Here is a 23,312-nt window from a genome sequence, read left to right on the forward strand (position 1 = left end):
CGTGGAAGGCGTCAGCGCCGGGGCGCTCTTATTTCACGCCGCCCGATTCGTAGAGGTTCCAGGCCGCTTCGGCGCTGGCACCGTCGTGGATCATGGCCATCAGTGCGCTCACCACCGCCGAGGGGTTGGCGTGCTGGTAGACGTTGCGGCCGTACACCATGCCGACGGCGCCCTGGTCCAGGAGCACGCGCGAACGCGCGAACACCTGCTGCAGGTCTTCGCGCCCGCCGCCGCGCACGAGCACGGGGCAGCGCGCGGCCTGCACCACGCGGTGGAAGTCGGTGGCGTCGGTGGTGGGGTCGGCCTTGACGATGTCGGCGCCCATCTCGCGCGCCAGGCGCGTGAGCGTGACGATCTTTTCGGCGTCGCCGTCCACCATGTAGCGGCTGGTGGCGGTGGGCGCCTGCATCACGAGCGGCTCGATCATGAGCGGCATGCCGTAGCGGTCGCAGTCGGCGCGCACGCGGGCGATGTTCTGCACGCACTGGCGGAACAGGTCGGGCTCGTCGGGCAGCATGAACAGGTTGACGACCACGCAGGCCGCGTCCCGCTGCACGGCGGGCAGCACCGGGTCGTCCTGGTTCTGCAGCACGGCCCACATCACGCGGTGGTGCACGGCGTTGTAGGGGTTGCCCATGTCCAGGCGCATCACCAGCGCGGGGCGATCGCGCCCGGGCCGGTCCTGCAGCAGGTCGGACTGTCCGTAGTTGAGCTGGATCGCGTCGGGCTTCGCGGCCACGAGCTTGTCGATCACGCCGGGCATGTCCTCCAGGCCGTCCAGGAAGGTGGGTTCGTTGCACACGCCGTGGTCCAGGGCGATGTCCAGGCAGCGGCCGTTGTGCAGCAGGCGGTTGAGCCGCGCGGTCTTGTCTTTCGACATGAAGGAAGAACTCCGTGTTGAGGAAAAAGGAAGGGAGGAAAAAGGCGCGCTCAGGCGAGCGCGTCCAGGTGGCGCTTGGCCGCAGCGTCGATGAGCTGCAGCGCTTCGCCGTCGAGAACGACCGCGCCGGCGCCGGCGTTTTCAATGGCCTGCTGGCGCACGCGCGCACCGCACAGCGCCACCGAGACGGTGCCGCGGGCCACGGTCCAGGCGATCATCATCTGGCCGAAGGAGCAGCCCAGGTGCATGCGCAGCGGCTCTAGCGTGTCGAAGAAGGCCTTCAGCTTGGCGCGGTTGGCTTCGCTGAAACGCGGGTTGGTGGCGCGCTGGTCGTCGCCCTTGAACTCGCGCGCGGGGTCGATGGGCCCGGCCAGCAGGCCCAGCGCCAGCGACGAGTAGCCCAGCACCGCCACGTTGTGCTCGGCGCACAGCGGCGCCAGCGTGGTCTCGATGCCGCGGTCGATGAGGCTGTAGAGCTCCTGCGCCGCATCGACGGGGCCGTGCTTCAGGTACTCCGAAAGAATTTCGGGCGTCGCGTTGCTCACGCCGATGGCGCGGATCTTTCCCTGCTTCTTGAGCGCCAGCAGCGCGTCCATGGTCTCGGCCACGGGCGTCGTGTGGTCCTGCCAGTGCGTGATGTACAGGTCGATGTAGTCGGTCTGCAAACGCTTCAGGCTCTCTTCGCACTCGTGGAAGATCGAATCGCGCCCGAGGTAGCGGTACACCGGGTGGCCGTCTTCCTCGAAGAAGTGCGTGCCCTGCTGCGTGTGCCACACCAGGCCGCACTTGGTGGCGATCACGGCCTCGTGGCGACGGCCCTTGAGCGCGGTACCGACGATGCTCTCGGAGCGGCCCAGGCCGTAGGCCGGTGCGGTGTCGATCAGGTTCACGCCCGCATCGAGCGAGGCCTGGATGGCGATCACGGCAGCGGCGTTGTCGCCGCCGCCCCACATCCATCCGCCCATGGCCCAGGTGCCCAGGCCGATGGCCGAGCTTTCGATGCCCGAGGGGCCCAGGGTGGTCTTCTTCATCTGTGTTGCGCTGCTCATCGCTTGGTCTTTCTCGTGTTCAGGATGTGGTCGATGGTCACGGCCGCGAGCAGGATCAAGCCCTTGATCACGTCCTGCCAGTAAGGCGACACGTCGAGCAGGATCAGCGAGCTGGTCACCACCGACAGCAGCGCCAGGCCGAGCACGGCGCCGAGCACCGTGCCCGAGCCGCCCTTGAGGCTGGCGCCGCCGATCACGGCCGCGGCAATCACGTTGAGTTCCATGCCCATGCCGAAGGTCGGCGTGGCGGCGCCGAAGCGCGCCGTGTAGATCACGCCGGCCAGGCCCGCCGAGGCGGAGCACAGCACCGTGACCCAGAACTTCACGCGGCCCACGCGGATGCCGGCGTACAGCGCGGCCTTCTCGTTGCTGCCGGTGTAGAACACGCGGCGCAGCAGGGTGGAGCGGCGCAGCACGAAGTCGCTCACGATCACGATGGCCAGGAAGATCAGGATCACGGCCGGCACGCCGAACAGCGTGCCCTGGCCGATGAACTTGAACTCGGCCGGCAGCGAGAACAGCGACTGCGGCGTGCCCTGCGTGAGCGCCAGGCACAGGCCGCGCACGATCACCATGAAGGCCAGCGAGGCGATGAAGTGGTTCAGCCCGATGCGCGTGACGCAGCCGCCGATCATGGCGCCGATGAGGCCGCTCGCGCCAATGGCCACCAGGCTCGCAAGCCACGGGTCCATGCCCATGAGGAAGAGCTTGCCCGTCACCACCATCGCGAAGCACACCACCGAGCCCACCGACAGGTCGATGCCGCCGACGATGAGCAGGATGGTCATGCCCACCACCACGATGCCTTCGATGGAGAAGGACAGCAGCATCGCGCGCACGTTGTCCCAGGTGAGGAAGTAGGGCGATGCGAAGCTCATCGCAACGCACAGCGCCACGATGATCAGCACCAGCCCGGCCTCGCGCATGCTCGTGAGCTTGTTGGCCTGCTTCACGGGGTCTCCTGTTCGGCGGGGTTGCAGGGAGCCGGCCGTGGCCGTGGCCGCGGCGCCTGCGTCGATTCTGGTCGGAAAGTTCATGCCATTGCCTCTTCGGGTTCGCAAAGTCCGGAGGCCAGCCGCAGCAGGGCTTCCTCCGTCATCTCGTCATGGGCCAGTTCGCCCGCCAATCGCCCTTCGCGGATCACCAGTGCGCGGTCGCACAGGCCGATGATCTCGGGCAGTTCGGAAGAGATCACCACCACGCCCACGCCCTGGTCGGCCAGGTCGCGCAGGATGTGATGAATCTCGGATTTCGCGCCCACGTCCACGCCGCGCGTGGGCTCGTCCATCAGCAGCACCGCGGGTTGCGTGGCCAGCAGCTTGGCGATCGCCACCTTCTGCTGGTTGCCGCCCGACAGGCTCGACACCTCGATCGCCACGCCGTCCGACTTCAGGTTGAGCTTGGCGCCCAGCTGCACCGCGAGCCGGTGCTCGGTGGCGCGCTGCAGCAGGCCCAGGGCCGAGCTCACGCGGCGCAGCGCCATCGACGAGATGTTCTGCGCAATCGGCAGGTCGAGGAACACGCCGGCCGCCTTGCGGTCTTCGCTGAGGTAGGCAATGCCTTCGCGCAGCGCGTCGCTGTACTTGCGGATGGCCAGCGTCTTGCCGTTGAGGCGCACGGCGCCGCGCCGCGCGGGGCGCAGGCCGCACACGGTCTCGGCCAGCTCGCTGCGTCCGGCGCCCATGAGGCCGGCGATGCCGAGGATCTCGCCGCGCTGGAGCGTGAAGGAGATGCCGTGCACGCGGTCGTCGTCGGCGATGCCGTCGACTTCGAGCACGGGGCCGGCGTTCGCGTCAGCAGCGGCGGCGGATTGCTTGGGCGGGTAGTAGTTGCCCAGGTCGCGCCCGACCATGCGGCGCACCAGCTCGTCGGGCGTCATGCCTTCGAGCGGGCCGCTGTGCACGTTGCGCCCGTCGCGCAGCACGGTGGCGCGGTCGCAATGCGTGAAGATCTCGGCCATGCGATGGCTGATGTAGATGATGCCGATGCCCTGCGCCTTGAGGTCGTGCAGCACCCGGAAGAGCGCGGCCGACTCGTTGTCGGTGAGGGCGGCAGTGGGCTCGTCGAGGATGAGCACCTTGCAGTCCAGCGTGAGCGCCTTGGCGATCTCCACCAGCTGCTGGCTCGAAATGCTCAGGTCGCGCACCAGCGCGGCCGGGTCGATGTCCTGGCCCAGGCGCGCCAGCACCTTGGCGGCGCGCGTGTTCAAGGCGGAGAAGTTCATCCACGCCTGCTTGCCGGCGTTGATTTCCGGCATGAAGATGTTCTCGGCCACGGTGGCGTCGGCGCACAGGGCGATTTCCTGGTGCACCAGGCCGATGCCCAGGCGCATGGCGTGGGCGGGACCGTCGATGACGACCTTCTGGCCGCACAGCACGATCTCGCCTTCGTCGGGCTGGTGGATGCCGTCGATGATGTTCATCAGCGTCGACTTCCCCGCGCCGTTCTCGCCGCACAGGGCGTGGATCTCGCCGGCCTGCAGCGAGAAGTCCACGCCCGAGAGCGCGCGCGAAGCGCCGAAGCGCTTCGCGATGCCGCGCAGTTCAAGCAATGCGGCAGGGGTGCTCACTCGCCGATTCCCTTGGTGCCACGGCGGGCGAGGTACTTGTCCCAGTAGAAGTCGTCGGCGTTGGCCTTGCTCACCACGGCCAGGCCGTTGTCCAGGAAGGGCACCGACATCGGGTTCGTGCCGTTGCGCTTGGCGTCGTTCATCGGGTCGATGAGGCCGGGGTTCTTGGCCAGGAACAGCATCATCATGCCCATGTAGCCCTGCATGCCCTGGTTCGGGTTGATGGCACCGAACACGTCGCCCGACTTGATCATGTCCAGGATCTTGGCGTTGACGTCGCAGCACATCACCTTGATGTTCTTCTTGGTCTCGACCTTGGCCTGCGCCGCGCCGAGCGCCGAGTTGGCTTCGGGCATGAACAGCGCGCCCAGGTTCGGGTTGGCCTGCGCCAGGCTCAGCACGGCCTGGTAGGCCTTGTTCGGGTCCTGGTTGCTGGCGGCGCGGCCGACCAGCTTCATGCCGGGGTGCTTGGCCTTCATGCGGTTGACGAACGCGGCGATGCGGCGGTCGTGGTTGTCCTGGCCCGGGTTCTCGAGCACGGCGTACTCGCCCTTGCCGTTCAGCGATGCGGCGATGGCGTCGGCGGCCTGGTTGCCTTCGCGGTCGTTGTCGGAGGTGATGAACGAGGTGCGCTTGGAGTTGGGCGAGTCGGCCGCGAAGGTCACGACCGGGATGCCCATCGCGGCGGCGCGGTTGATGGGTTCGATGAACGGGTCAGGGTTCATCGGGTGCAGCAGGATGCCGGCGGGCTTGCGCGCCAGTTCCTGTTCGAACGAAGCGAGCTGCTTGTTCACGTCGTACTCCGGCGTGCCGGTGTAGCGGGTGCGAACGCCCAGCGTGCGGCCGAGCTGCTTCATCATTTCGTAGACCGGGAACCAGTACTCGACGCCCGAGACCATCACGTTCATCACGTAGACGTCGCTGGCATTGCCGCGCAGGCCGGCACCTGCCGCGGGGGCCGCGGCTTGCTGTTGCGCGAACGCGCTCGCACCGGCCAGGCCGATACCGGCGGCGGCTGCGGACTTCAGGAAATTACGCCTCATTCTTTGTCTCCTCACGTTGACTGGCAGAGCTTTCGGCCCGCCGTTGGGTGGCGGACCTGTGGACCGTGGTGTCACGACAGTTGTTATGACAGGCTAGAATGTAATGGCGGGTCGTTTCTCCCGATAACTAGGGGAAACGCTACTGGTGACAGCCTTTTTTTCCGCCGAAGCTGTTATGACATGAAGACCAAAATACTGATCGGCATCGACATGGGCTCGAGCAGCCTGAAGGCGCTGGCCCTGGACGCGGGGAGCGGGCGCAGCCTGGCCGTGTCGCGCCTGCCCCTGCGGCATGCGCGGCTGCCCGGCGGCGGGTGCGAGGTGGGCGCGGCGGCGATCCGCGCGGGGCTGACCCACGTGCTCGGCGACGTGGCGCGCCAGCTCGGCCCGCGCGCGGCGGACGTGTGCGCCATCGGCTGCACCGGCCACGGGGCGGGCCTGTACGCGCTCGATGCACACAACGAACTCGTCGGCGGCCGCGCCGTCGCCTCCACCGACCAGCGCGCCGATGCGCGCGCGCTCGCCCTCTCGGCGCGCCACGGCGACCGGCTGTTCGCGGACGTGGGCTGCCGCCCCTGGCCCGGCCAGCCCACCGTGATCGCGGCCGAGCTCTTGGGCGCCGACGCCGTGCAGCGCGGCGAACTGCACCGCCTGCTGTTCGCCAAGGACTACCTCGGCTTCCTGCTGACCGGCGAGATCGCCACCGACGCGAGCGATGCCAGCACCGCCGGCCTGCTCTCGCTGGCCACCGGCGACTGGTCGCCCCTGGCCTTCGAGGTCGCGGGCATCGATGGCCTCGGGCCGCGCGCCTTCGGCCCGCTGGTGCCCAGCGGCCAGACCATGGGCCGGCTGCGCGCAGCCGAAGCGGCGCTGTGCGGTTTGCCGGTGGGCATTCCGGTCGCGATGGGCGCCATCGACCTGCTCGCCTCGATGACCGCCATCGGCGCCGAAGACCGGGGCCGCGCCGTGTCGGTGCTGGGCACCTGGTGCGTCAACGCCGTCATCGGCCCGGTGATCGCGCCGCAACCCGAGGTCGCCGCGCTCGTCAACTTCGGCCGCACGCGCGAGCGCCTGTACATGGAGAACAGCCCCTCGTCGATGGCCAACATCGCCTGGCTGGCCGGCGCGCTCGGCCTGCCCGATGCGCGCGCCGTGGTCGACCTGGCCATGGGTGTGCCGCTCGGGGCGAACGGGCTGCGCTTTCTGCCCTTCATCAACGGCGGGGGCGGCATCACGGCCGGCTTCGTCGGGCTCAAGAGCCACCACACGCCCGCCGACATGGCGCGCGCCGTGGTCGATGCCGTGGCCGCGCTGCATGCGCGCCACACCGCGCGCCTGGCGTCGCAGGGCCTGCCGGTGTCGGCCTCCAGCGTGCTGGGCGGCGGTGCCAGCGATGCGCGCCTGGTGCGTCTGCTCGCGGCGCTGCTGGGTCATCCGGTCGAGCGCTGCGCCGACGACGAAACCGGCGCGCGCGGCGCCGCCCTCTATGCCGCGATGTCGCAGGACCTCGACGACGCGGGCCCCGCCAGCCCGCTGCGCGCGCCCTGCGAACTCATCGAACCCGACGCGCGCGACGCGCGGGCCCATGCCGATTTCAACGCCGAATTCAACGAACTGATCGATCGCATGTCTCCTGTCTTCAACCATCTCGCGGGCGGTGCGTCATGAGCGCGTGGCAACTGCCTTTTGTCCGCCCAGCCTCTCTTGAGGGCCGCCACTTTTCGACGGTGATCGTCGGCGCCGGCATCAACGGCGTGGGCGTGTTCCGCGACCTGTCGCTGCAGCGCGTCGATTGCCTCATCGTCGACAAGGGCGACTTCGGCGCCGGCGCCAGCAGCGCGCCCTCGCGCATGATCCACGGCGGCCTGCGCTACCTGGAAAACGGGAGCTTCTCGCTGGTGGCCGAGGCCACGCGCGAGCGCAACCTGCTGCTGCGCAACGCGCCGCACCTGGTGCAGCCGCTGAAGACCGTGGTGCCGCTGTCGAGCTTCTTCGGCGGGCTGCTGAGCAGCGCGCTCAAGTTCTTCGGACGCACGCCGCCGCAGCGCACGCGCGGCCTGCTGGCCGTGGCCGCGGGCCTGCGCCTGTACGACCTGCTGGGCCGCCGCCAGCGCGTGATGCCGGGCCACCGCATCAGCCGCGTGCCGACGAACGACCGCCGCCTGTTCCGCGCCGCGATCCGCTGGACCGCCACCTTCTTCGATGCCTGGATCAGCCATCCCGAATGGCTGATCCTCGAGCTCATCGGCGACGCCTGCCGCGACCAGCCGCGCTCGGTCGCGTCCAACTACTGCCGCGTGACGGGCTGCGCGGGCAACATCCTCACGCTGCGCGACGAGATCACCGGCGCGCTGGTGCGCGTCACGGCCGACACCGTGGTGAACGCCACCGGCGCCTGGCTCGACCGCAGCGCGGCCGTGCTCGGCGGCGCCGGCCCGCGCGTGATGGGCACCAAGGGCTCGCACCTCGTGCTCGACCACCCGGCGCTGCGCGACGCGCTCGAAGGCCGCATGGCCTACTTCGAGGCGGTGGACGGGCGCGTGTGCATCGTCTATCCGTTTCTCGACCGCGTGCTGGTGGGCTCCACCGACATCCCGGTGGAAGACCCCGACCAGATCGTCACCGAGCCGGCCGAGATCGACTACCTGATCGACGTGCTGCGCGAGGTGTTCCCGAACATGGCCTTCGACCGCCAGCATGTGATCTACACCTACGTCGGCGTGCGCCCGCTGGCGCGCTCCGACGCCGACAAGCCGGGCCAGATCTCGCGCGACCACTCGGTGGTGGTCGACCCGCCGAGCGCCACGCGCGACGTGCCCATCGTCGGCCTCGTGGGCGGCAAGTGGACCACCTTCCGCGCCCTGGCCGAAGAAGCCACCGACCACGTGCTGCGCCACCTGGGCCGCTCGCGCACCGCCTCGACCGAGTCGCTGCCCATCGGCGGCGGCGCCGAGCTGCCGGCCGACGCGGCCGCCACCGAGCGCTTCATCGACAAGATGACCGCAGGCTCGGGCCTGGACCGCGCGCGCGCGCTGGGCCTGCTGCGCCGCTACGGCTCGAAGGCGCTGCCGCTGGCGCAGCGCCTCGCGGCCTCGGGCGACACGCCGCTGCGCCATGCGCCCGAGTACTCGGCGGCCGAACTCTCGTACCTGTGCATGGAGACCGGCGTCGTGCACCTGGACGACCTCGTGATCCGCCGCACGCTGCTGGCCATCCGCGGGCTGGTCACCGACGAGGCGCTCGCCGAGATCGCCGGCGTGGCCGCCGAAGCCCTCGGCTGGGACGCGGCTCGCGCGCACCAGGAACTCAGCGCCTGCGCTGCCGCCCTGCGCGAGCGGCACGGCGTGCGCCTGCAGCCGGTGGCGGCCCACGAGCCGGCGCCTTCCGCTTTCGATGCATCATTGATGGCCAGCCCCGTCCTCGGCCCGACCTAACGTGACCCTTTCCACCGCCCCCGACACCGTGTCGACGACCTCGCTCGACCGCAACTCCGAATCGCCGCTGTGGGCGCAGTTCCGCGACGCCATCCGGCTGCAGATCCTGCAGGGCGTGCTGCCCATCGGCGCCAAGCTGCCGTCCGAGGCCGAGCTGGGCGAGCAGTTCGGCATCTCGCGCATCGTGGTGCGCGAGGCGCTGGCCGACCTGGTGCGCAACAACCTCATCTACAAGATCAAGGGCCGCGGCGCCTTCGTGTCGGCGCGCGAGCGCGACGAGGATTTCGTCTCCACCGTGCTGGGCTTTTCCGACGAGATGGAGCGCAAGGGCCGCTCGGTGCGCACGCAGATCCTCGTGCAGGAACTGCGCGCCGCCACCGCGCAGGAAGCCGCCGCGCTCGGCCTCACCGAAGACGCGCAGGTGGTCGGCCTCAAGCGCCTGCGCAGCGTCGACGGCGAACTGCGCCTCCTGGTCGAGACGGCCGTGCCGGCCGACCTGGCGCCGGGCCTGCACCGCACGCGGCTGGACGACCGCTCGCTGTACGACGTGCTGCGCCGCCAGTACGGCGTGCGGCTGGTGCGCGCCGAACGCTGGATCGACGCCGTGCTGCCCGACGCCGAGACCTGCCGCCTGCTCGACCTGCCACAGCCCGAGCCGCTGCTGCGCATCGAATCGATTGCCTACGGTGCCAACGGCCGGCCGCTGGAGCACTACCGCGCGCTGCACCGCTGCAAGACCAGCCGCCTGCACGTGCAGACGACGACCTGAGCTCAGGCCTTCGCGGTGCTGCTGCTGCGCGAAGGCAGCAGCACCGAGGCGATGGCGACCATCATCAGCGCCACCGCCACCCAGTCCTGCCAGTGCACGACCTCGCCGAGCCACACGGCACCGCTGAACACGCCGAGCACGGGAATGAACATCACGCTCAGGGTCGAGGCCACCGGCGGCAGGCCGCGCGCCAGGTAGAACCAGGCCGCGTGCGCGAAGCCGAAGATCAGCACCGCGTTGTAGGCGATCGATCCCCAGGTCACGGCGCCCGGCGAGCGCCACTGGTCGCGCTCGAACAGCAGCGACAGCACCGTCATCACCACGGCCGTCATGGCCGTCATCCAGAACGAGAGCGTGAGTGTCGGCAGGCCGATGCGCGTGTGGCGCAGCAGCTGCGTGCCCAGCGCCCAGGTGGCGGCGGCCACCAGCGCCAGTGCCACGTAGCCGGGGCGGCCCGCGAAGTCGGTGAGCTCGTGCCACAGCAGCAGCCCGACGCCGATGGCGCAGGCACCCACGCCGGTCCACGCGCGGCGCGTGAGCACGGCCGAGAACAGCAGCGCGCCGATGACGGCGGAGAACACCGGCATCGTGTAGCCCAGGATCGCGGCGCGCCCGCCCGAGAGCGCCTTCACCGCGAGGATGATGCAGGCGTGCCAGACGAACATGTTGGTCGCGCCCAGCCACACCAGCTCGGGCCAGGCGCTGCGCGGCACGCGGAACGGCACCTTCATCACCACCAGCGCGACCGCCAGCACGGGCACGCCCAGCCAGATCGAAATCGCGCGGAAAGCCAGCGGCGGGTAGTCGGCCACGCCGAGCTTCATCACCGGCCAGTTGAAGCCCCACGCGAGGGTGAGGAGCACAAGAAGAACGAACTGGCGCGGCGTGAAGGAAGGCATGGGCCGCGATTGTGGCGCGGCCCGCGCATTCGTGCTGGCGGTGCGGCTACAGCAGGCGCTTGAGGTAGCGGCCCGTGTGGCTCGCCTCGTTCGCCGCGATGTCTTCGGGCGTGCCTTCGCCCACCACCGTGCCGCCGCCGGCGCCGCCCTCGGGGCCCATGTCGATGAGCCAGTCGGCGGTCTTGATGACGTCCAGGTTGTGCTCGATGACGACGATGGTGTTGCCCGCGTCGCGCAGCTGGTGCAGCACCTTGAGCAGCAGCTCGATGTCGGCGAAGTGCAGGCCGGTCGTCGGCTCGTCGAGGATGTAGAGCGTGCGGCCGGTGTCGCGCTTGCTGAGCTCGAGCGCGAGCTTCACGCGCTGCGCCTCGCCGCCCGACAGCGTGGTGGCCGACTGACCGAGCTTGATGTAGGAGAGGCCCACGTCCAGCAGCGTGCGCAGCTTGCGCTCGATGGTCGGCACGGCCTTCAAAAACTCGTGCGCGGTCTCGACCGTCATCTCGAGGATTTGCGCGATGTTCCGGCCCTTGTACTGGACCTCGAGCGTCTCGCGGTTGTAGCGCTGGCCGTGGCAGACCTCGCAGGGCACGTACACGTCGGGCAGGAAGTGCATCTCGACCTTCACCACGCCGTCGCCCTGGCAGGCCTCGCAGCGGCCGCCCGCCACGTTGAAGCTGAAGCGGCCCGGACCGTAGCCGCGCTCGCGCGCGGTGTTGGTCTCGGCCATCAGCTCGCGGATCGGCGTGAACAGGCCCGTGTAGGTGGCCGGGTTGCTGCGCGGCGTGCGGCCGATGGGCGACTGGTCGACGTTGATGACTTTGTCGAAGTACTCGATGCCTTCCACCGACTCGTGCGCGGCCGGTTCTTCGTGCGCGCGGTACAGCGTGCGCGCCACGGCGGTGTAGAGCGTGTCGTTCACCAGCGTCGACTTGCCCGAGCCCGAGACGCCCGTCACGCAGGTCAGCAGGCCCACGGGGAAGGCCACGCTCACGTTCTTCAGGTTGTTGCCGGTGGCGCCGACGACGCGGATCTCCTGCAGGTCGGTCTGCGAAGCCAGGTGCGCCGCTTCGCGCGCCGCGCGGCGTTCGGCCGCGGGGCTTTGCGGAAAGCGCGAGGGTTTCTTGCCTTCGTTGAAGGCCGGCTTCTTCACGGCCGGCAGCCAGGCGGTGCGGTGCTTGGGCACCTCGATCTTCTTCACGCCCGAGAGGTACTGGCCGGTGAGCGACTCGGGGTTGGCCGACACCTGGGCGTAGGTGCCCTGGGCCATCACGCGCCCGCCGTGCACGCCGGCGCCGGGGCCCATGTCGATCACGTGGTCGGCGGCGTGGATCATGTCCTCGTCGTGCTCGACCACGATCACGCTGTTGCCGATGTCGCGCAGGTGTTTGAGCGTGCCGATGAGGCGGTCGTTGTCGCGCTGGTGCAGGCCGATGCTGGGCTCGTCGAGCACGTACATCACGCCCGTGAGGCCCGAGCCGATCTGCGACGCGAGGCGGATGCGTTGCGCCTCGCCGCCCGACAGCGTCTCGGCGCTGCGGTCCAGGCTCAGGTAGTTGAGGCCCACGTCGTTCAGAAATTTGAGGCGCAGGCCGATCTCGCGCACCACCTTGTCGGCGATGTCGGCCTTGGCGCCGCGCAGCTTGAGCGTGCTGAACCAGGCGTAGGCGTCGCGCAGCGTCAGGTGGCTGAGTTCGAAGATGGCCATGCGCGGCGGCTCGCCGCCGTTTGCGCCCACATGCCCGGCGTCGTCCACCAGGAACACGTTGCGCGCCTCGCGTCGCAGCCGCGAGCCGCCGCAGTCGGGGCAGGGCTGCTGGTTGCGAAAGCGCGCAAGGTCTTCGCGCACCATCACCGAATCGGTCTCGCGGTAGCGCCGCGTCATGTTCGGGATGATCCCCTCGAAGGGGTGCTTCTTCGTGAGCTTCTTGCCCGCGAAGTTGCCCGACTCCATGGTGTAGTTGAACTTGATCTCTTCGCCGCCCGAGCCGTGCAGCAGCGTCTGCTGCACCGAGGCCGGCAGCGATTCGAAGGGCGCGTCGACGTCGAACTTGTAGTGCTTGGCCACGCTCTCGACCATGCTGAAGTAGTAGCCGTTGCGGCGGTCCCAGCCCTTGATGGCGCCGCTGGCGATCGACAGCGACGGAAACGCCACCACGCGCACCGGGTCGAACACCTCGCGGTGGCCCAGGCCGTCGCAGCTCGGGCAGGCGCCCACGGGCGAGTTGAACGAGAACAGGCGCGGTTCGAGCTCCGACAGCGAGTAGTGGCAGATCGGGCAGGCGAACTTGGCGTTGAACAGGTGTTCCTTGTCGGGCGACCCCTCGGCGCCCAACTCCAGCGCAATGGCGCGGCCCTCGGCCAGGCGCAGCGCGGCCTCGAAGCTCTCGGCCAGGCGCTGCTGCATGTCGGGGCGCGCGCGCAGGCGGTCGATGACCACGTCGATGTCGTGCTTCTCGGTCTTCTTGAGCTTGGGCAGGTCGTTGTATTCGTAGGTCTGCCCGTCGACGCGAAAGCGCACGTAGCCGGCCGCCTGCATCTCGGTGAAGAGCTCGAGGAACTCGCCCTTCTTCTCGCGCGCCACCGGCGCCAGGATCATCAGCCGGGGCTCGTCGGGCAGGGCCAGCACCGCGTCGACCATCTGCGACACCGTCTGCGCCTGCAGCGGCAGGTGGTGGTCGGGGCAGAAGGGCGTGCCGGCGCGCGCGTACAAGAGGCGCAGGTAGTCGTGGATCTCGGTCACCGTGCCCACGGTGGAGCGCGGGTTGTGGCTGGTGGCCTTCTGCTCGATGCTGATGGCGGGCGACAGGCCCTCGATCACGTCGACATCGGGCTTGTCCATGAGCTGCAGGAACTGCCGCGCATAGGCCGAGAGGCTTTCCACGTAGCGCCGCTGCCCCTCGGCATACAGCGTGTCGAACGCCAGGCTCGACTTGCCCGAGCCCGACAGGCCGGTGATCACCACCAGCTTGTTGCGCGGGATGTCGAGATCGACGTTCTTCAGGTTGTGGGTGCGCGCGCCGCGGATGCTGATGCGCTGCTGGGCGAGCAGGGCGCCAAGGTAGGCGTCACGCTCCGGGGTGTCTTCAGTGGTGGGTGAATTCAAGGGGTGCGGTCGTCCGAGGGCAACCGGACATGATAGAGGGGCTGGCTTCGCCTGTCATGACCAGGGGATGGACGGCGGCGGACGCCCCCGCCCAGGCCGGCCAGCGCCGGGCCGATTTCGGCTCAGGCAGAATGGAGGGTTCCTCTCAACCTCCTCCTTCATCTACTTATCAGGGGCAGTGCATATGGCATCGGTCAATAAAGTCATCGTCGTCGGCAACCTGGGGCGCGACCCCGAAATGCGGACATTCCCGAGCGGCGATCAGGTCGCAAACGTCACCGTGGCCACCACCGATCGCTGGAAAGACAAGCAAAGCGGTGAGATGCGCGAAGCCACCGAATGGCACCGCATCGTGTTCAACGGCCGCCTGGCCGAAATCGCCGGCCAGTACCTGCGCAAGGGCTCGCAGGTGTACGTTGAAGGTTCGCTGCGCACGCGCAAGTGGACCGACAAGGACGGCATCGAAAAATACACCACCGAAATCCGCGCCGACCAGATGCAGATGCTGGGCAGCCGCCAGGGCCAGGGCGGCCCGTCGGGCGGTCCGGAAGACGACGGCGGCTACTCGCAAGGCGGGGGCGGCGGCGGTGGTTACTCGCAAGGTGGTGGCGGTGGCGGTTACGCCCCGCGTGCGCCCGCAGCCGCACCGCGTGCCCCGGCACCGGCGCCGCGCCAGGCTCCGGCCAAGTCGTCGTCGGGCTTCGACGACATGGACGACGACATTCCGTTCTGAAACCGGCTCCTCGAGCTTTTCAATGAAGGCCTGCCTTTTCGAAGGCAGGCTTTTTTTTGCCCTTTTTATTTCGAATTCTCTCCATGGGCGGTCGTGCCCGGGAAAGTGCTGTTGGCTCCGGCCGTTTTGCTGAATAGCGCCGTTCAGCAGCGCATCGCCGGAGATGGTCGGCCGTCGCGAAGAAGCAGGGCGTCGCACGGCCACGCTGTCTGCGGACGTCGGGGTGGCCGCAGGGGCCGCACGGATCGCTGTCGGCCGGTTCGCCGCGATTGGTCCGCTTCGGCGCACGGAATTGGTCCTTGTCCCGCACCGTGCGGCGTCGGAGCATGCAGGCCATAGAACACCGAGACAAGCACGACATGCAGAGCGCCGCCTCCCACTGCCCGCCATCGACCGTCGCACGCGCCGAAGTCCAGGCCCTGCGGTCCTCGAAGATCCGCGAGGTCGCCAATGCGGGCATGGACCGCAAGGACATCCTGCCTTTCTGGTTCGGCGAGCCCGACGAGGAGACGCCGGACGAGATCTGCGGCGCTGCGATCGCAGCCCTCGAGAACAGGCGCACCTTCTACGTCCAGACGCTGGGCGAGCCCGCGTTGCGCGAGGAGATCGCCCGGTACCTGTCGCGCTGGCATGGCCCGATCGGCGTCGAACGGGTGGCGGTGACGAGTTCGGGCACGCATGCGCTGATGCTGGCCCTGCAGGCGCTGCTGAACCCCGGCGACCGCGTCGTGGCCGTGACGCCGCTGTGGCCCAACCTGGTCGAGATGCCCAAGGTGCTGGGCGCGCACGTCGAGACCGTCGCGTTGCAGTTCACCGCGGCGGGCTGGGTGCTCGACGAGCAGCGCCTTCTGGAAGCGCTTCGGCCGGGCACCCGCGCGCTGCTGCTGAACGCGCCCAACAACCCGACGGGCTGGACCCTTTCGCGCGAGTCGCAGGAAGCCATCCTCGCGCACTGCCGGCGCCTGGGCATCTGGATCGTCAGCGACGATGTCTACCAGCGCATCAGCTTCGATGCGCCGTGCGCGCCGTCCTTCCTGGACATCGCGACGCCCGAGGACCGGGTCATCAGCTGCAACTCCTTTTCCAAGGCCTGGCGCATGACGGGATGGCGCCTGGGCTGGATCGTCGTGCCGCCCGCGATGCTGGGCGACATCGGCAAGCTGATCGAGTACAGCAGCACCTGCGCGCCGCCCTTCGTGCAGGCGGCGGGGGTGGTCGCCCTGGCGCGCGGGGAGGACACCATTGCCCGCACCGTCGAGCGGTTGCGCCAGGGCAGGGACCACCTGGCGGCGAGCCTGGGGAGCGTGCCGGGGGTCGAGCTCGCCGCGCCCGCCCGCGGCGCGATGTACACCTTCTTCCGTGTCGAAGGCGTGACGGACAGCCTCGCGTTCTGCAAGCAGCTCGTGGCCGAAGCCGGGCTGGGGCTGGCGCCCGGCGTGGCCTTCGGCCCCGAGGGCGAAGGCTACCTGCGCTGGTGCTACGCGAGCGGCACGGCGCGCCTGGACGACGGCGTTCGCCGCCTGGCCGCCTACCTGGAACACCACCCAACCACACGATGAGGATGCGATGAACACCCAAGACATTGCGGGCGCCCTTTGGCAAGCCATGGAGGACGGACGCCACATGCCGTCGGAATGGGCCGGGAAGTTCTCCCTGCAGCAGGGCTACGAAGTGCAGCTGGCCCTGTTGCACAAGCGCCTGGCCAGGGGCGAGCGGCAGACGGGCTGGAAGGTCGGCCTCACCGCCGAGGCCATGCGCGTGCAGCAGCAGGTGCACGAGCCCTGCTTCGGCTACCTGCTGGAAAGCGGCCGGCATGCGAGCGGCCAGGCCTATCGCTTTTCCGAGCTGATCGCGCCGGGCTTCGAGAACGAGCTGTGCCTGACCATCGGCAAGACGCTGCGCGGACCCGGCGTGAGCCTGGAGGACGTCGCTGCCGCCGTGACGCATGCGGCACCGGCCCTGGAGATCGTGGAGGTCCGCGGTCCGTTCGCCGGCAACCTGGCGCTGGCCATGGCGGACAACGCGCAGCAGAAGGCCTATGTGACGGGGGCGGCCGTGCCGCTGACGGCAGACAACCGCGACCTGGCCGGCGCCAACGTGACGGTGCAGGTCGATGGCGCCGTCAGCGAGACGGCCTCCGGCTCGGCGGTCATGCAGGGCGGCGGGCTGCTCTCGGTGCTGTGGCTGGCGAACAAGCTGGCCGAATTCGGCCTGGCGCTGGAGGCGGGGATGCAGGTGATGTCCGGGTCCTTCACACGGCAGTACCGCGCCTCGCAGGGCATGCGGGTGCATTCCTCGTTCGACCGCTTCGGCACGGTCGCCGCGAACTTCATCTGAGGCAAGGGGTCTCCATGGATCTGGGTATCAAGGGCAAGACGGCGCTGGTGTGCGCCGCGAGCAAGGGGCTGGGCCGGGCGTGCGCGTTCGCGCTGGCGGAAGACGGCGCATCGCTCACCATCGTGGCGCGCGGCGCGCAGGCGCTCGAGGCCACCGCCAATGAAATTCGCGAAGCCACCGGCGTGCACGTGCGCACGGTGGCCGCCGACGTCACCACGGTGCAGGGGCGGGCGCTCGTCCTCGAGGCCTGCCCCGCGCCGGACATCCTGGTGACCAATGCCGCAGGCCCCAAGCCGGGCGACTTCCGCCAATGGACGTGCGACGACTGGATGGTGGCGCTCAACGCCAACATGCTGACGCCCATCGAGCTGATCAAGGCGACGGTGGACGGCATGATGGATCGCGGCTTCGGCCGCATCGTCAACATCACCTCGTCCTCGGTGAAGGCGCCCATCGACATCCTGGGCCTGTCCAACGGCGCGCGCAGCGGGCTCACCGGTTTCGTGGCAGGCCTGGCGCGGCGCACGGCGCATCGCAACGTCACCATCAACAACCTGTTGCCCGGTTCGTTCGCCACCGACCGCCTGCGCGCCACGGTGGAGGCTGCCGCGGCCGGGTCGGGGCGATCGTTCGAGGCCGAGCAGACCGAATGGCAGGGCCGCAGCCCGGCCGCGCGCTTCGGCGATCCGATGGAGTTCGGCCGTGCCTGCGCCTTCCTGTGCAGCGCCCATGCCGGCTACATCAACGCACAGAATCTGCTGCTTGACGGCGGGGCCTATCCCGGCACCTTCTAGGCGAAGCGCCAGCACCGTTCAAAAGGAACTCACTTGAGCGACCCCCAACGACAACAGGGCAGGCAGATCGTGTCTGCCACCGGCATCGAGAAACGCTTCGGCGCGCTGGACGTGCTGCGCGGCATCGACCTGTGCGCCCACGAGCACGACGTGGTCACCCTCATCGGTGCCAGCGGTTCGGGCAAGAGCACCTTCCTGCGCTGCCTCAACCTGCTCGAAGTGCCCGACGCCGGCACCGTCGCCATCGATGGCGAGGAGATCCGCATGCGCCGGTCGTCGGCAGGGCAGGCGAGCCCTGCCAGCAAGAGCCAGGTGAACCGGTTGCGCGCGGGCATCGGCATGGTGTTCCAGAACTTCAACCTGTGGAGCCACATGACCGTGCTGGAGAACGTGGCCATGCCGCCCATGAAGGTGCTGGGGTTGTCGCGCCGCGAAGCGACGGAGCGGGCCGAAGCGCTGCTGGCGAAGGTCGGGCTCGGCGACCGGCTTCGGCACTATCCGGCCCACATCTCCGGCGGCCAGCAGCAGCGCTGCGCGATCGCCCGCGCGCTGGCCATGGAGCCCAAGCTGCTGCTGTTCGACGAGCCCACGTCCGCGCTCGACCCCGAGCTCGTGGGCGAGGTGCTGAAGGTGATCCGCCTGCTGGCCGAGGAGGGGCGCACCATGGTGATGGTCACCCACGAGATGGCGTTCGCACGCGAGGTCTCGACCGAGGTCGCCTTCCTGCACAAGGGAAAGATCGAGGAACGCGGGGCGCCTGCCGACGTGTTCGGCAACCCGCGCAGCGAGCGCTGCCGCAAGTTCCTCGACAGCGTTCTGTAGCCACGACATCACGAACCAAGAACTGGAGACGAAATGAAAAAATGGTTGTTCGCAGGCCTGCTGGCCGCGTGCTCCGTCGCCGCCATGGGCCGCGAGATCAAGGCCGGGGTGCAGTGCACCTATCCGCCCTTCAACTACCGCGATGCGTCGGGCGAGCTGAAGGGCTTCGAGATCGACATCGCCCGCGAGATCGGGCGGCGGATGAACGCCAACGTGCAGTTCGTCTGCCTGGGGTTCGACGGCCTGATTCCCGCGCTGCTTTCCAGGAAGATCGACGTCGTCACGTCGAGCCTGTCGATCACCGAGGCGCGCAAGAAGAGCATCGACTTCTCCGTTCCGTACCGGGCCTCCACGGCGCGCTTCGTGGGCCGCAAGAACGGGGGGCTGCTCCCAATGAAGCCCGACAACACGCCCAACGCGGGCGCGCTCAAGGGCAAGGTGGTGGGCGTGCAGCGGGCCACCACGAACGACAGCTACCTTGCGGGCGAGTTCTCCGGCGTCGAGATCACGCGCTACGACTCGGCCGAGAACATGCTGCTGGACCTCGTGGCCGGCCGCATCGACCTCATGCTCGTGAGTCCGATGAAGGTTCGCACCGACTTCCTGGAGAAGCCGGAAGGGCGCAACTACGAGTTCGTCAGTCCTGAGATCGAGGCGCCTAAGTACCTGGGCGAAGGCGTGGCCGTCGGCTTGCCCAAGGGGGCCACGGCGCTGCGCGACGAGATCAACGCGGCGCTCAAGGGCATGTTTGCCGACGGGACCTTCAAGGCGATCAACCAGAAGTACTGGAGCTTCAGTGTGCTGCCCGCGGTCTGGCACTGACGCCGTCGCGCCACCGAATCCGCTCACCGATTTCTGACGACACCATGGACATGTTCAACGGCTGGGGGCCGACCATCGCGCAGGGCGCCTGGACGACCGTGGAGGTGGCGCTGGTGTCGTCGGTGTTCGGCATCGCGCTGGGGCTTCTGGGCGCGGCGGCGTGCCTGTCCCGCTTCAAGGCGGTGCGCTGGCTGGCCGAGGCCTACATCACGGCGATACGGGGCATCCCGCAACTGCTGCTGATCCTGATGGTGTACTTCGGCAGCACGGTGGTCTTGAGCCGGCTGCTCGCGCTGGTCAGGCCCGACGCGGGCATGGTCGAGATCCCGCCGTATCCGGCGGGTGTGTTTGCACTGGCACTGATCTTCGGCGGCTACGCCTCGGAGGTGTTTCGCGGCGCGCTCACGGCCATTCCCCGCGGGCAGGTGGAGGCCGGCATGGCCGTGGGCATGGGCACCCTGCAGATCTTCTTCGTGATCCAGTGCCCGCAGATGCTGCGGCTGGCGCTGCCGGGCCTGGGCAACATCTGGATCTCGACGCTCAAGGACACCTCGCTGATCTCCATCGTGGGACTGAGCGAGCTGATGAAGGCCTCCGAACTGGCCACCAGCGACACGCGCCGCGCCCTGTTCTTCTACCTCAGCGCCGGCGCCATCTACCTCACGCTGACCGTGCTGAGTTCGCTCGTGCTGCATCAGCTCGAGCGCCGCGGCGCCCGTGGCGAAAGGACGGCCTGACCATGGATGTCGAACTCATTGTCGAGAGCCTTCCGGTGCTCTGGCAGGGCGCGCTGCTCACGCTGGAACTCTTCGCGATCACGATGGTGCTCGCGACGCTGCTGGCGGTGCCGCTGGCCATCGTGCGCGTCCAGAAGGCCTGGTGGCTGCGCTGGCCCGTCGAGGTGTTCTCGCAGGTCTTCCGGGGCACGCCGCTGCTGGTGCAGATCTTCATCGTGTACTACGGCATTGCCCAGATCGATGCGGTGCGCGACAGCTGGGCCTGGCCCTACCTGCGCAAGCCGTACTGGTGCGCCGTCATCACCTTCGTGCTGAACACGACGGCCTACGCCGTGCACATCTTCCGCGGGGCGATCCAGGCGGTGCCGCACGGGGAGGTCGAGGCCGGGCAGGCCTTCGGGCTGTCTTTCGGTGCGCTGTACCGCCACGTCATCCTGCCGCGGGCGATGCTGCTGGCGCTGCCGGCCTACGGCAACGAGGTGATCAAGACGATCAAGCGCACCTCGCTGGCCAGCGCCATCACGCTCTCGGAGCTGACGGGCGTGGCCAACACCCTGGTGGCGCGCACCTTCGCCCCCTACGAGATCTTCATTGCGGCCGGGTTGATCTACCTTGCCTTCGCGTTCGCCGCCAACCACCTGGTGCGGCGGCTGGAGCACCGCATGTCTCGCCATCTTCGCCACTTGCCGGCGCAGCACGGCACCGGGCCCATGCCCACTTGATCCAGGAGACCGCGTGTCCACTTCTTCCGTTCCAGAGTCGGCGATGGCCGAATTCCTCGCCTTCGCCCATGGGCTGGCCGACGCCAGCGGCGCCATCCTGCGCGAGAACCTGTACAGCCGCAGGGGCTTCGAGTCCAAGGAGGACGACAGCCCCGTCACTGTCGTGGACAAGCATGTCGAGCAGACGCTGCGCACGCTGATCCGCCACCGCTATCCCTCGCACGGCATCCTCGGTGAGGAGTTCGAGGGCCAGGACCTCGATGCCGAGTACGTCTGGGTGCTCGACCCGATCGACGGCACCAAGGCCTTCATCACGGGCATTCCCATCTACGGGACGCTGATTTCGCTGGCGCGCCACGGCACGCCGATCATCGGCGTGATCGACCACCCCATCACCAACGACCGATGGGCCGGGGCGCAGGGCCAGCCGTCCACCTTCAATGGCCAGCGCATCCGCAGCCGCGAGTGCCCGTCGCTGGCCGATGCGCTGGTGTCGTGCAGCAACCCGGAGCCCTTCGGGCCGCGCGAGCGCGAGGCGTTCGAGACGCTGCGCAGCGCCGCCAAATGGTGCGTGTACGGATCGAGCTGCTATGCGTACGGCTGCATCGCCAACGGAACGATCGACATCGGCATCGACTGCGGCCGCCACCGCGAGGTCGACTACTGCGCGCTGGTGCCGGTGATCGAGGGCGCCGGCGGCGTCATCACCGATTGGGAGGGGCGTCCGCTCACCATCCATTCCGGCAATCGGCTGGTCGCGTCGGGCAACCCCCGCCGCCACGAGGAGGTCCTGCGCATGCTTGCGGGCGCCTAGCGCGGGCGAACGGGCCGTATATTCGAAGGCCGCCGCAGCCCTGTCCGGCATGGGCGGCATGGAGATCTCGTATGCCGCGGCACTTCAACTACCCGACCTGGAGTTCGCTCTCGCTGGACCGCAGCGGCTCCGATCCGCTGCACGTCCAGGTGTTCGAGCAGATCCGCCAGGCCATCGTGCAGGGGCGGATCTCCAAGAACTCGCGGCTGCCGCCCACCCGCCAGCTGGCCGCGGAACTCGGCGTGTCGCGCAACACCGTGGTCCTGGTCTACGAACGGCTGCTGGCCGAGGGCTATGTCAGCGGCCGCGTCGGGGCGGGCACCTACATTGCCGCCGTGCTGCCCGAGGAGCGCAGCGCGCCGGCCGGGGCACCGTCGAACGCCCCTGTCGCCGCGCCGGCACCCCGGCACATCTCGCGGCGCGCGCAGGCGATGTCCGAACTGGCGCTGCCGCCCGAGCGCAATGCCACGTTCGACCTCAGCCCGACCGTGCCCGCGCTCGACCAGCTGCCCTTCGAGCAGTTCGCCAAGGTCTCCTCGCAGTACTGGCGCTCGGCGCCGGCCGCGGAGCTGGGCTACGGCTCGCCGATGGGGCTGCCCGAACTGCGCCAGCAGATCGCGGACTATGTGGGCGAGGCACACGGCATTTCCTGCCTGCCGGACCAGGTGCTCGTGGTCGACGGCACGACGCAGGGCTTCGTGCTGGCAGGCCAGGTGCTGACCGACCACGGCGATCGCATCATCGTGGAAGACCCGGGCTACATCACGCGGCTTGCCGCCTTGTTGGGCTTCGGCGCGGACCTGGTGCCCGTGCCCATCGACCTGCAGGGCCTGGACAGCAGCCGGTTCGACAGCCATGCGCCCGACGCGCGGCTGATCGTGGCGTCACCCACTAACCAGTTCCCCTTCGGCAGCACGATGCCGCTGGAGCGGCGCCTCTCGCTCCTGCAGTGGGCGCACGAGCGCAATGCCTGGGTGATCGAGTACGACTTCAACAACGCCTTCCATTTCCGCGGCAGGCCGCTGCCTCCGCTGGCGGCGCTGGACCACGGGGGGCGGGTGATCTACATCGGGAACTTCAACCGTTCCATCTCGCCCGCGCTCAACCTGGCCTACCTGGTGGTCCCGCCCGACCTGGCGGACGCTTTCGCCTGCGCCACGCAGATCTTCTCGTTCAAGGCCTCCATGCCGACCCAGGGCGTGGTGGCCGACTTCATGGCGAGCGGGCAACTGGCGGCCCACATCCGGCGCATGGGCGTGCGCTATCGCGAACGCGCGCAGCTCATGGAGCACTGCTTCAGGACGCTGGTGGGGCGCGATTTCGAGCTGTCGACCACCGGCTCGGGGCTGCACCTGTCGGCCATCTCGCGCACGCCGATCGACGATGCGGCGGTCTCCCAGGCGCTGCTGGCGCACCGCATCGACGTGCCCGCGATCTCCGCCTACTGCCTGAGCGAGCAGGTCCGCACCGGCTTCGTCTTCGGGTTCGGCAACACGCCCGCCGAGCGGATCGCCCCGGCGTTGGCGCTCTTCGGCAGTGCGGTCGCGAACGCCTGAGGCTCGCTCACTGCCCTTCAATTGTTTCGAATCCGTGAACACCGCGGTTCGTTTTGCTACGGGTTTTTACCTAGATCGAGGCGCACAATTCATCTCACGGACCAGCCCTCAAAGCTGATCTGGGTGAACAGGGCCCCGAGCGAGGTGGCCGCCCTCCGAAAAAGAACAGAGGGGCGGTGACCCACCCAAGACCGGTTCGACATCCGAAGCAAGAACTTGAACTGAATTG

General features: G+C 68.8%; 20 protein-coding genes. 13 read left to right on the forward strand and 7 right to left on the reverse strand.

Annotated elements, in window-relative coordinates; genetic code table 11:
* Nucleotides 1–28: 28 nt before the first annotated feature.
* From AC07SQ_RS14880 to AC07SQ_RS14900, 5 genes are read right to left on the reverse strand one after another with little or no spacing between them, the layout of a single operon-like run.
* Nucleotides 29–880: a class I fructose-bisphosphate aldolase gene (locus tag AC07SQ_RS14880; RefSeq protein ID WP_070063426.1), complete on the reverse strand. Its 852-nt coding sequence runs from the start codon at nt 878–880 to the stop codon at nt 29–31.
* A 50-nt stretch (nt 881–930) separates the two neighbouring features.
* Nucleotides 931–1,929, reverse strand: coding sequence for an aldo/keto reductase (locus AC07SQ_RS14885; protein WP_495273067.1), 999 nt, complete (start codon nt 1,927–1,929; stop codon nt 931–933).
* Nucleotides 1,926–2,966 carry an ABC transporter permease gene (locus tag AC07SQ_RS14890; RefSeq protein WP_070063424.1) on the reverse strand — a complete coding sequence of 347 codons (1,041 nt, stop codon included), beginning with the start codon at nt 2,964–2,966 and terminating at the stop codon, nt 1,926–1,928. Before AC07SQ_RS14890 ends, AC07SQ_RS14885 begins: the two co-directional genes overlap by 4 nt.
* Nucleotides 2,963–4,498: a sugar ABC transporter ATP-binding protein gene (locus tag AC07SQ_RS14895; RefSeq protein WP_495273068.1), complete on the reverse strand. Its 1,536-nt coding sequence runs from the start codon at nt 4,496–4,498 to the stop codon at nt 2,963–2,965. The genes AC07SQ_RS14890 and AC07SQ_RS14895 overlap by 4 nt, the downstream gene beginning before the upstream one ends.
* Nucleotides 4,495–5,541, reverse strand: coding sequence for a substrate-binding domain-containing protein (locus AC07SQ_RS14900; RefSeq protein WP_056584185.1), 1,047 nt, complete (start codon nt 5,539–5,541; stop codon nt 4,495–4,497). Before AC07SQ_RS14900 ends, AC07SQ_RS14895 begins: the two co-directional genes overlap by 4 nt.
* Before the next feature lie 180 nt (nt 5,542–5,721).
* Between AC07SQ_RS14900 and AC07SQ_RS14905 the strand changes: the two genes are divergently transcribed.
* The 3 genes from AC07SQ_RS14905 to AC07SQ_RS14915 are packed head-to-tail and all read left to right on the forward strand — an operon-like array spanning nt 5,722 to nt 9,744.
* Nucleotides 5,722–7,209: an FGGY family carbohydrate kinase gene (locus tag AC07SQ_RS14905; RefSeq protein ID WP_495273069.1), complete on the forward strand. Its 1,488-nt coding sequence runs from the start codon at nt 5,722–5,724 to the stop codon at nt 7,207–7,209.
* The gene (locus AC07SQ_RS14910) at nt 7,206–8,975 is read left to right on the forward strand and encodes a glycerol-3-phosphate dehydrogenase/oxidase (RefSeq protein WP_495273070.1); all 1,770 of its coding nucleotides are present in this window, start codon (nt 7,206–7,208) and stop codon (nt 8,973–8,975) included. The genes AC07SQ_RS14905 and AC07SQ_RS14910 overlap by 4 nt, the downstream gene beginning before the upstream one ends.
* 1 nt (nt 8,976) lies before the next feature.
* Nucleotides 8,977–9,744, forward strand: a complete 768-nt coding sequence (locus AC07SQ_RS14915; protein ID WP_172438465.1) for a GntR family transcriptional regulator — start codon at nt 8,977–8,979, stop codon at nt 9,742–9,744.
* A gap of 2 nt (nt 9,745–9,746) precedes the next feature.
* On the opposite strand, the gene AC07SQ_RS14920 is transcribed toward AC07SQ_RS14915, so the two are convergent.
* Nucleotides 9,747–10,643, reverse strand: coding sequence for a DMT family transporter (locus tag AC07SQ_RS14920; protein WP_495273071.1), 897 nt, complete (start codon nt 10,641–10,643; stop codon nt 9,747–9,749).
* A 46-nt stretch (nt 10,644–10,689) separates the two neighbouring features.
* Nucleotides 10,690–13,746: an excinuclease ABC subunit UvrA gene (gene uvrA / locus AC07SQ_RS14925; RefSeq protein ID WP_495273072.1), complete on the reverse strand. Its 3,057-nt coding sequence runs from the start codon at nt 13,744–13,746 to the stop codon at nt 10,690–10,692.
* Nucleotides 13,747–13,930: 184 nt separating this feature from the next.
* Between uvrA and ssb the strand changes: the two genes are divergently transcribed.
* From ssb to pdxR, 10 genes are all read left to right on the forward strand, one after another.
* Nucleotides 13,931–14,479 carry a single-stranded DNA-binding protein gene (ssb, locus tag AC07SQ_RS14930; protein ID WP_495273073.1) on the forward strand — a complete coding sequence of 183 codons (549 nt, stop codon included), beginning with the start codon at nt 13,931–13,933 and terminating at the stop codon, nt 14,477–14,479.
* 359 nt (nt 14,480–14,838) lie between these two features.
* Nucleotides 14,839–16,038 carry a pyridoxal phosphate-dependent aminotransferase gene (locus AC07SQ_RS14935; protein ID WP_495273074.1) on the forward strand — a complete coding sequence of 400 codons (1,200 nt, stop codon included), beginning with the start codon at nt 14,839–14,841 and terminating at the stop codon, nt 16,036–16,038.
* 7 nt (nt 16,039–16,045) lie between these two features.
* Nucleotides 16,046–16,816 (forward strand): 2-keto-4-pentenoate hydratase, encoded by a 771-nt coding sequence (locus tag AC07SQ_RS14940; RefSeq protein ID WP_495273075.1) that lies wholly within the window; start codon nt 16,046–16,048, stop codon nt 16,814–16,816.
* Between the two features lie 14 nt (nt 16,817–16,830).
* Nucleotides 16,831–17,610, forward strand: a complete 780-nt coding sequence (locus AC07SQ_RS14945; RefSeq protein ID WP_070063415.1) for an SDR family oxidoreductase — start codon at nt 16,831–16,833, stop codon at nt 17,608–17,610.
* A gap of 33 nt (nt 17,611–17,643) precedes the next feature.
* Nucleotides 17,644–18,432, forward strand: a complete 789-nt coding sequence (locus AC07SQ_RS14950) for an ABC transporter ATP-binding protein (protein ID WP_070063414.1) — start codon at nt 17,644–17,646, stop codon at nt 18,430–18,432.
* Nucleotides 18,433–18,465: 33 nt separating this feature from the next.
* Nucleotides 18,466–19,254, forward strand: coding sequence for a transporter substrate-binding domain-containing protein (locus AC07SQ_RS14955; RefSeq protein WP_495273076.1), 789 nt, complete (start codon nt 18,466–18,468; stop codon nt 19,252–19,254).
* 44 nt (nt 19,255–19,298) lie between these two features.
* A complete protein-coding gene (locus AC07SQ_RS14960; RefSeq protein WP_062480466.1) occupies nt 19,299–19,991 on the forward strand; it encodes an ABC transporter permease in 693 nt (230 codons plus the stop codon).
* A gap of 2 nt (nt 19,992–19,993) precedes the next feature.
* Nucleotides 19,994–20,713: an ABC transporter permease gene (locus AC07SQ_RS14965; protein ID WP_062480468.1), complete on the forward strand. Its 720-nt coding sequence runs from the start codon at nt 19,994–19,996 to the stop codon at nt 20,711–20,713.
* Nucleotides 20,714–20,726: 13 nt separating this feature from the next.
* Nucleotides 20,727–21,527 (forward strand): inositol monophosphatase family protein, encoded by an 801-nt coding sequence (locus AC07SQ_RS14970; RefSeq protein WP_218005417.1) that lies wholly within the window; start codon nt 20,727–20,729, stop codon nt 21,525–21,527.
* Between the two features lie 71 nt (nt 21,528–21,598).
* Nucleotides 21,599–23,083, forward strand: coding sequence for a MocR-like pyridoxine biosynthesis transcription factor PdxR (pdxR, locus tag AC07SQ_RS14975; protein WP_495273077.1), 1,485 nt, complete (start codon nt 21,599–21,601; stop codon nt 23,081–23,083).
* The last annotated feature ends 229 nt before the right edge of the window (nt 23,084–23,312 follow it).

The sequence above is a fragment of the Variovorax sp. GW821-FHT06D12 genome (genome assembly GCF_059419205.1).

Bases quoted from the DNA above. Each gene is read 5' to 3' on its own strand.
- AC07SQ_RS14955 (WP_495273076.1), top strand. From the start codon at position 18,466: ATGAAAAAATGGTTGTTCGCAGGCCTGCTGGCCGCGTGCTCCGTCGCC.
- AC07SQ_RS14880 (WP_070063426.1), bottom strand. From the start codon at position 880: ATGTCGAAAGACAAGACCGCGCGGCTCAACCGCCTGCTGCACAACGGC.
- AC07SQ_RS14910 (WP_495273070.1), top strand. From the start codon at position 7,206: ATGAGCGCGTGGCAACTGCCTTTTGTCCGCCCAGCCTCTCTTGAGGGC.
- AC07SQ_RS14885 (WP_495273067.1), bottom strand. From the start codon at position 1,929: ATGAGCAGCGCAACACAGATGAAGAAGACCACCCTGGGCCCCTCGGGC.
- AC07SQ_RS14900 (WP_056584185.1), bottom strand. From the start codon at position 5,541: ATGAGGCGTAATTTCCTGAAGTCCGCAGCCGCCGCCGGTATCGGCCTG.
- AC07SQ_RS14935 (WP_495273074.1), top strand. From the start codon at position 14,839: ATGCAGAGCGCCGCCTCCCACTGCCCGCCATCGACCGTCGCACGCGCC.
- AC07SQ_RS14905 (WP_495273069.1), top strand. From the start codon at position 5,722: ATGAAGACCAAAATACTGATCGGCATCGACATGGGCTCGAGCAGCCTG.
- AC07SQ_RS14965 (WP_062480468.1), top strand. From the start codon at position 19,994: ATGGATGTCGAACTCATTGTCGAGAGCCTTCCGGTGCTCTGGCAGGGC.
- AC07SQ_RS14945 (WP_070063415.1), top strand. From the start codon at position 16,831: ATGGATCTGGGTATCAAGGGCAAGACGGCGCTGGTGTGCGCCGCGAGC.
- AC07SQ_RS14890 (WP_070063424.1), bottom strand. From the start codon at position 2,966: ATGAACTTTCCGACCAGAATCGACGCAGGCGCCGCGGCCACGGCCACG.
- AC07SQ_RS14940 (WP_495273075.1), top strand. From the start codon at position 16,046: ATGAACACCCAAGACATTGCGGGCGCCCTTTGGCAAGCCATGGAGGAC.
- AC07SQ_RS14960 (WP_062480466.1), top strand. From the start codon at position 19,299: ATGGACATGTTCAACGGCTGGGGGCCGACCATCGCGCAGGGCGCCTGG.
- ssb (WP_495273073.1), top strand. From the start codon at position 13,931: ATGGCATCGGTCAATAAAGTCATCGTCGTCGGCAACCTGGGGCGCGAC.
- pdxR (WP_495273077.1), top strand. From the start codon at position 21,599: ATGCCGCGGCACTTCAACTACCCGACCTGGAGTTCGCTCTCGCTGGAC.
- AC07SQ_RS14920 (WP_495273071.1), bottom strand. From the start codon at position 10,643: ATGCCTTCCTTCACGCCGCGCCAGTTCGTTCTTCTTGTGCTCCTCACC.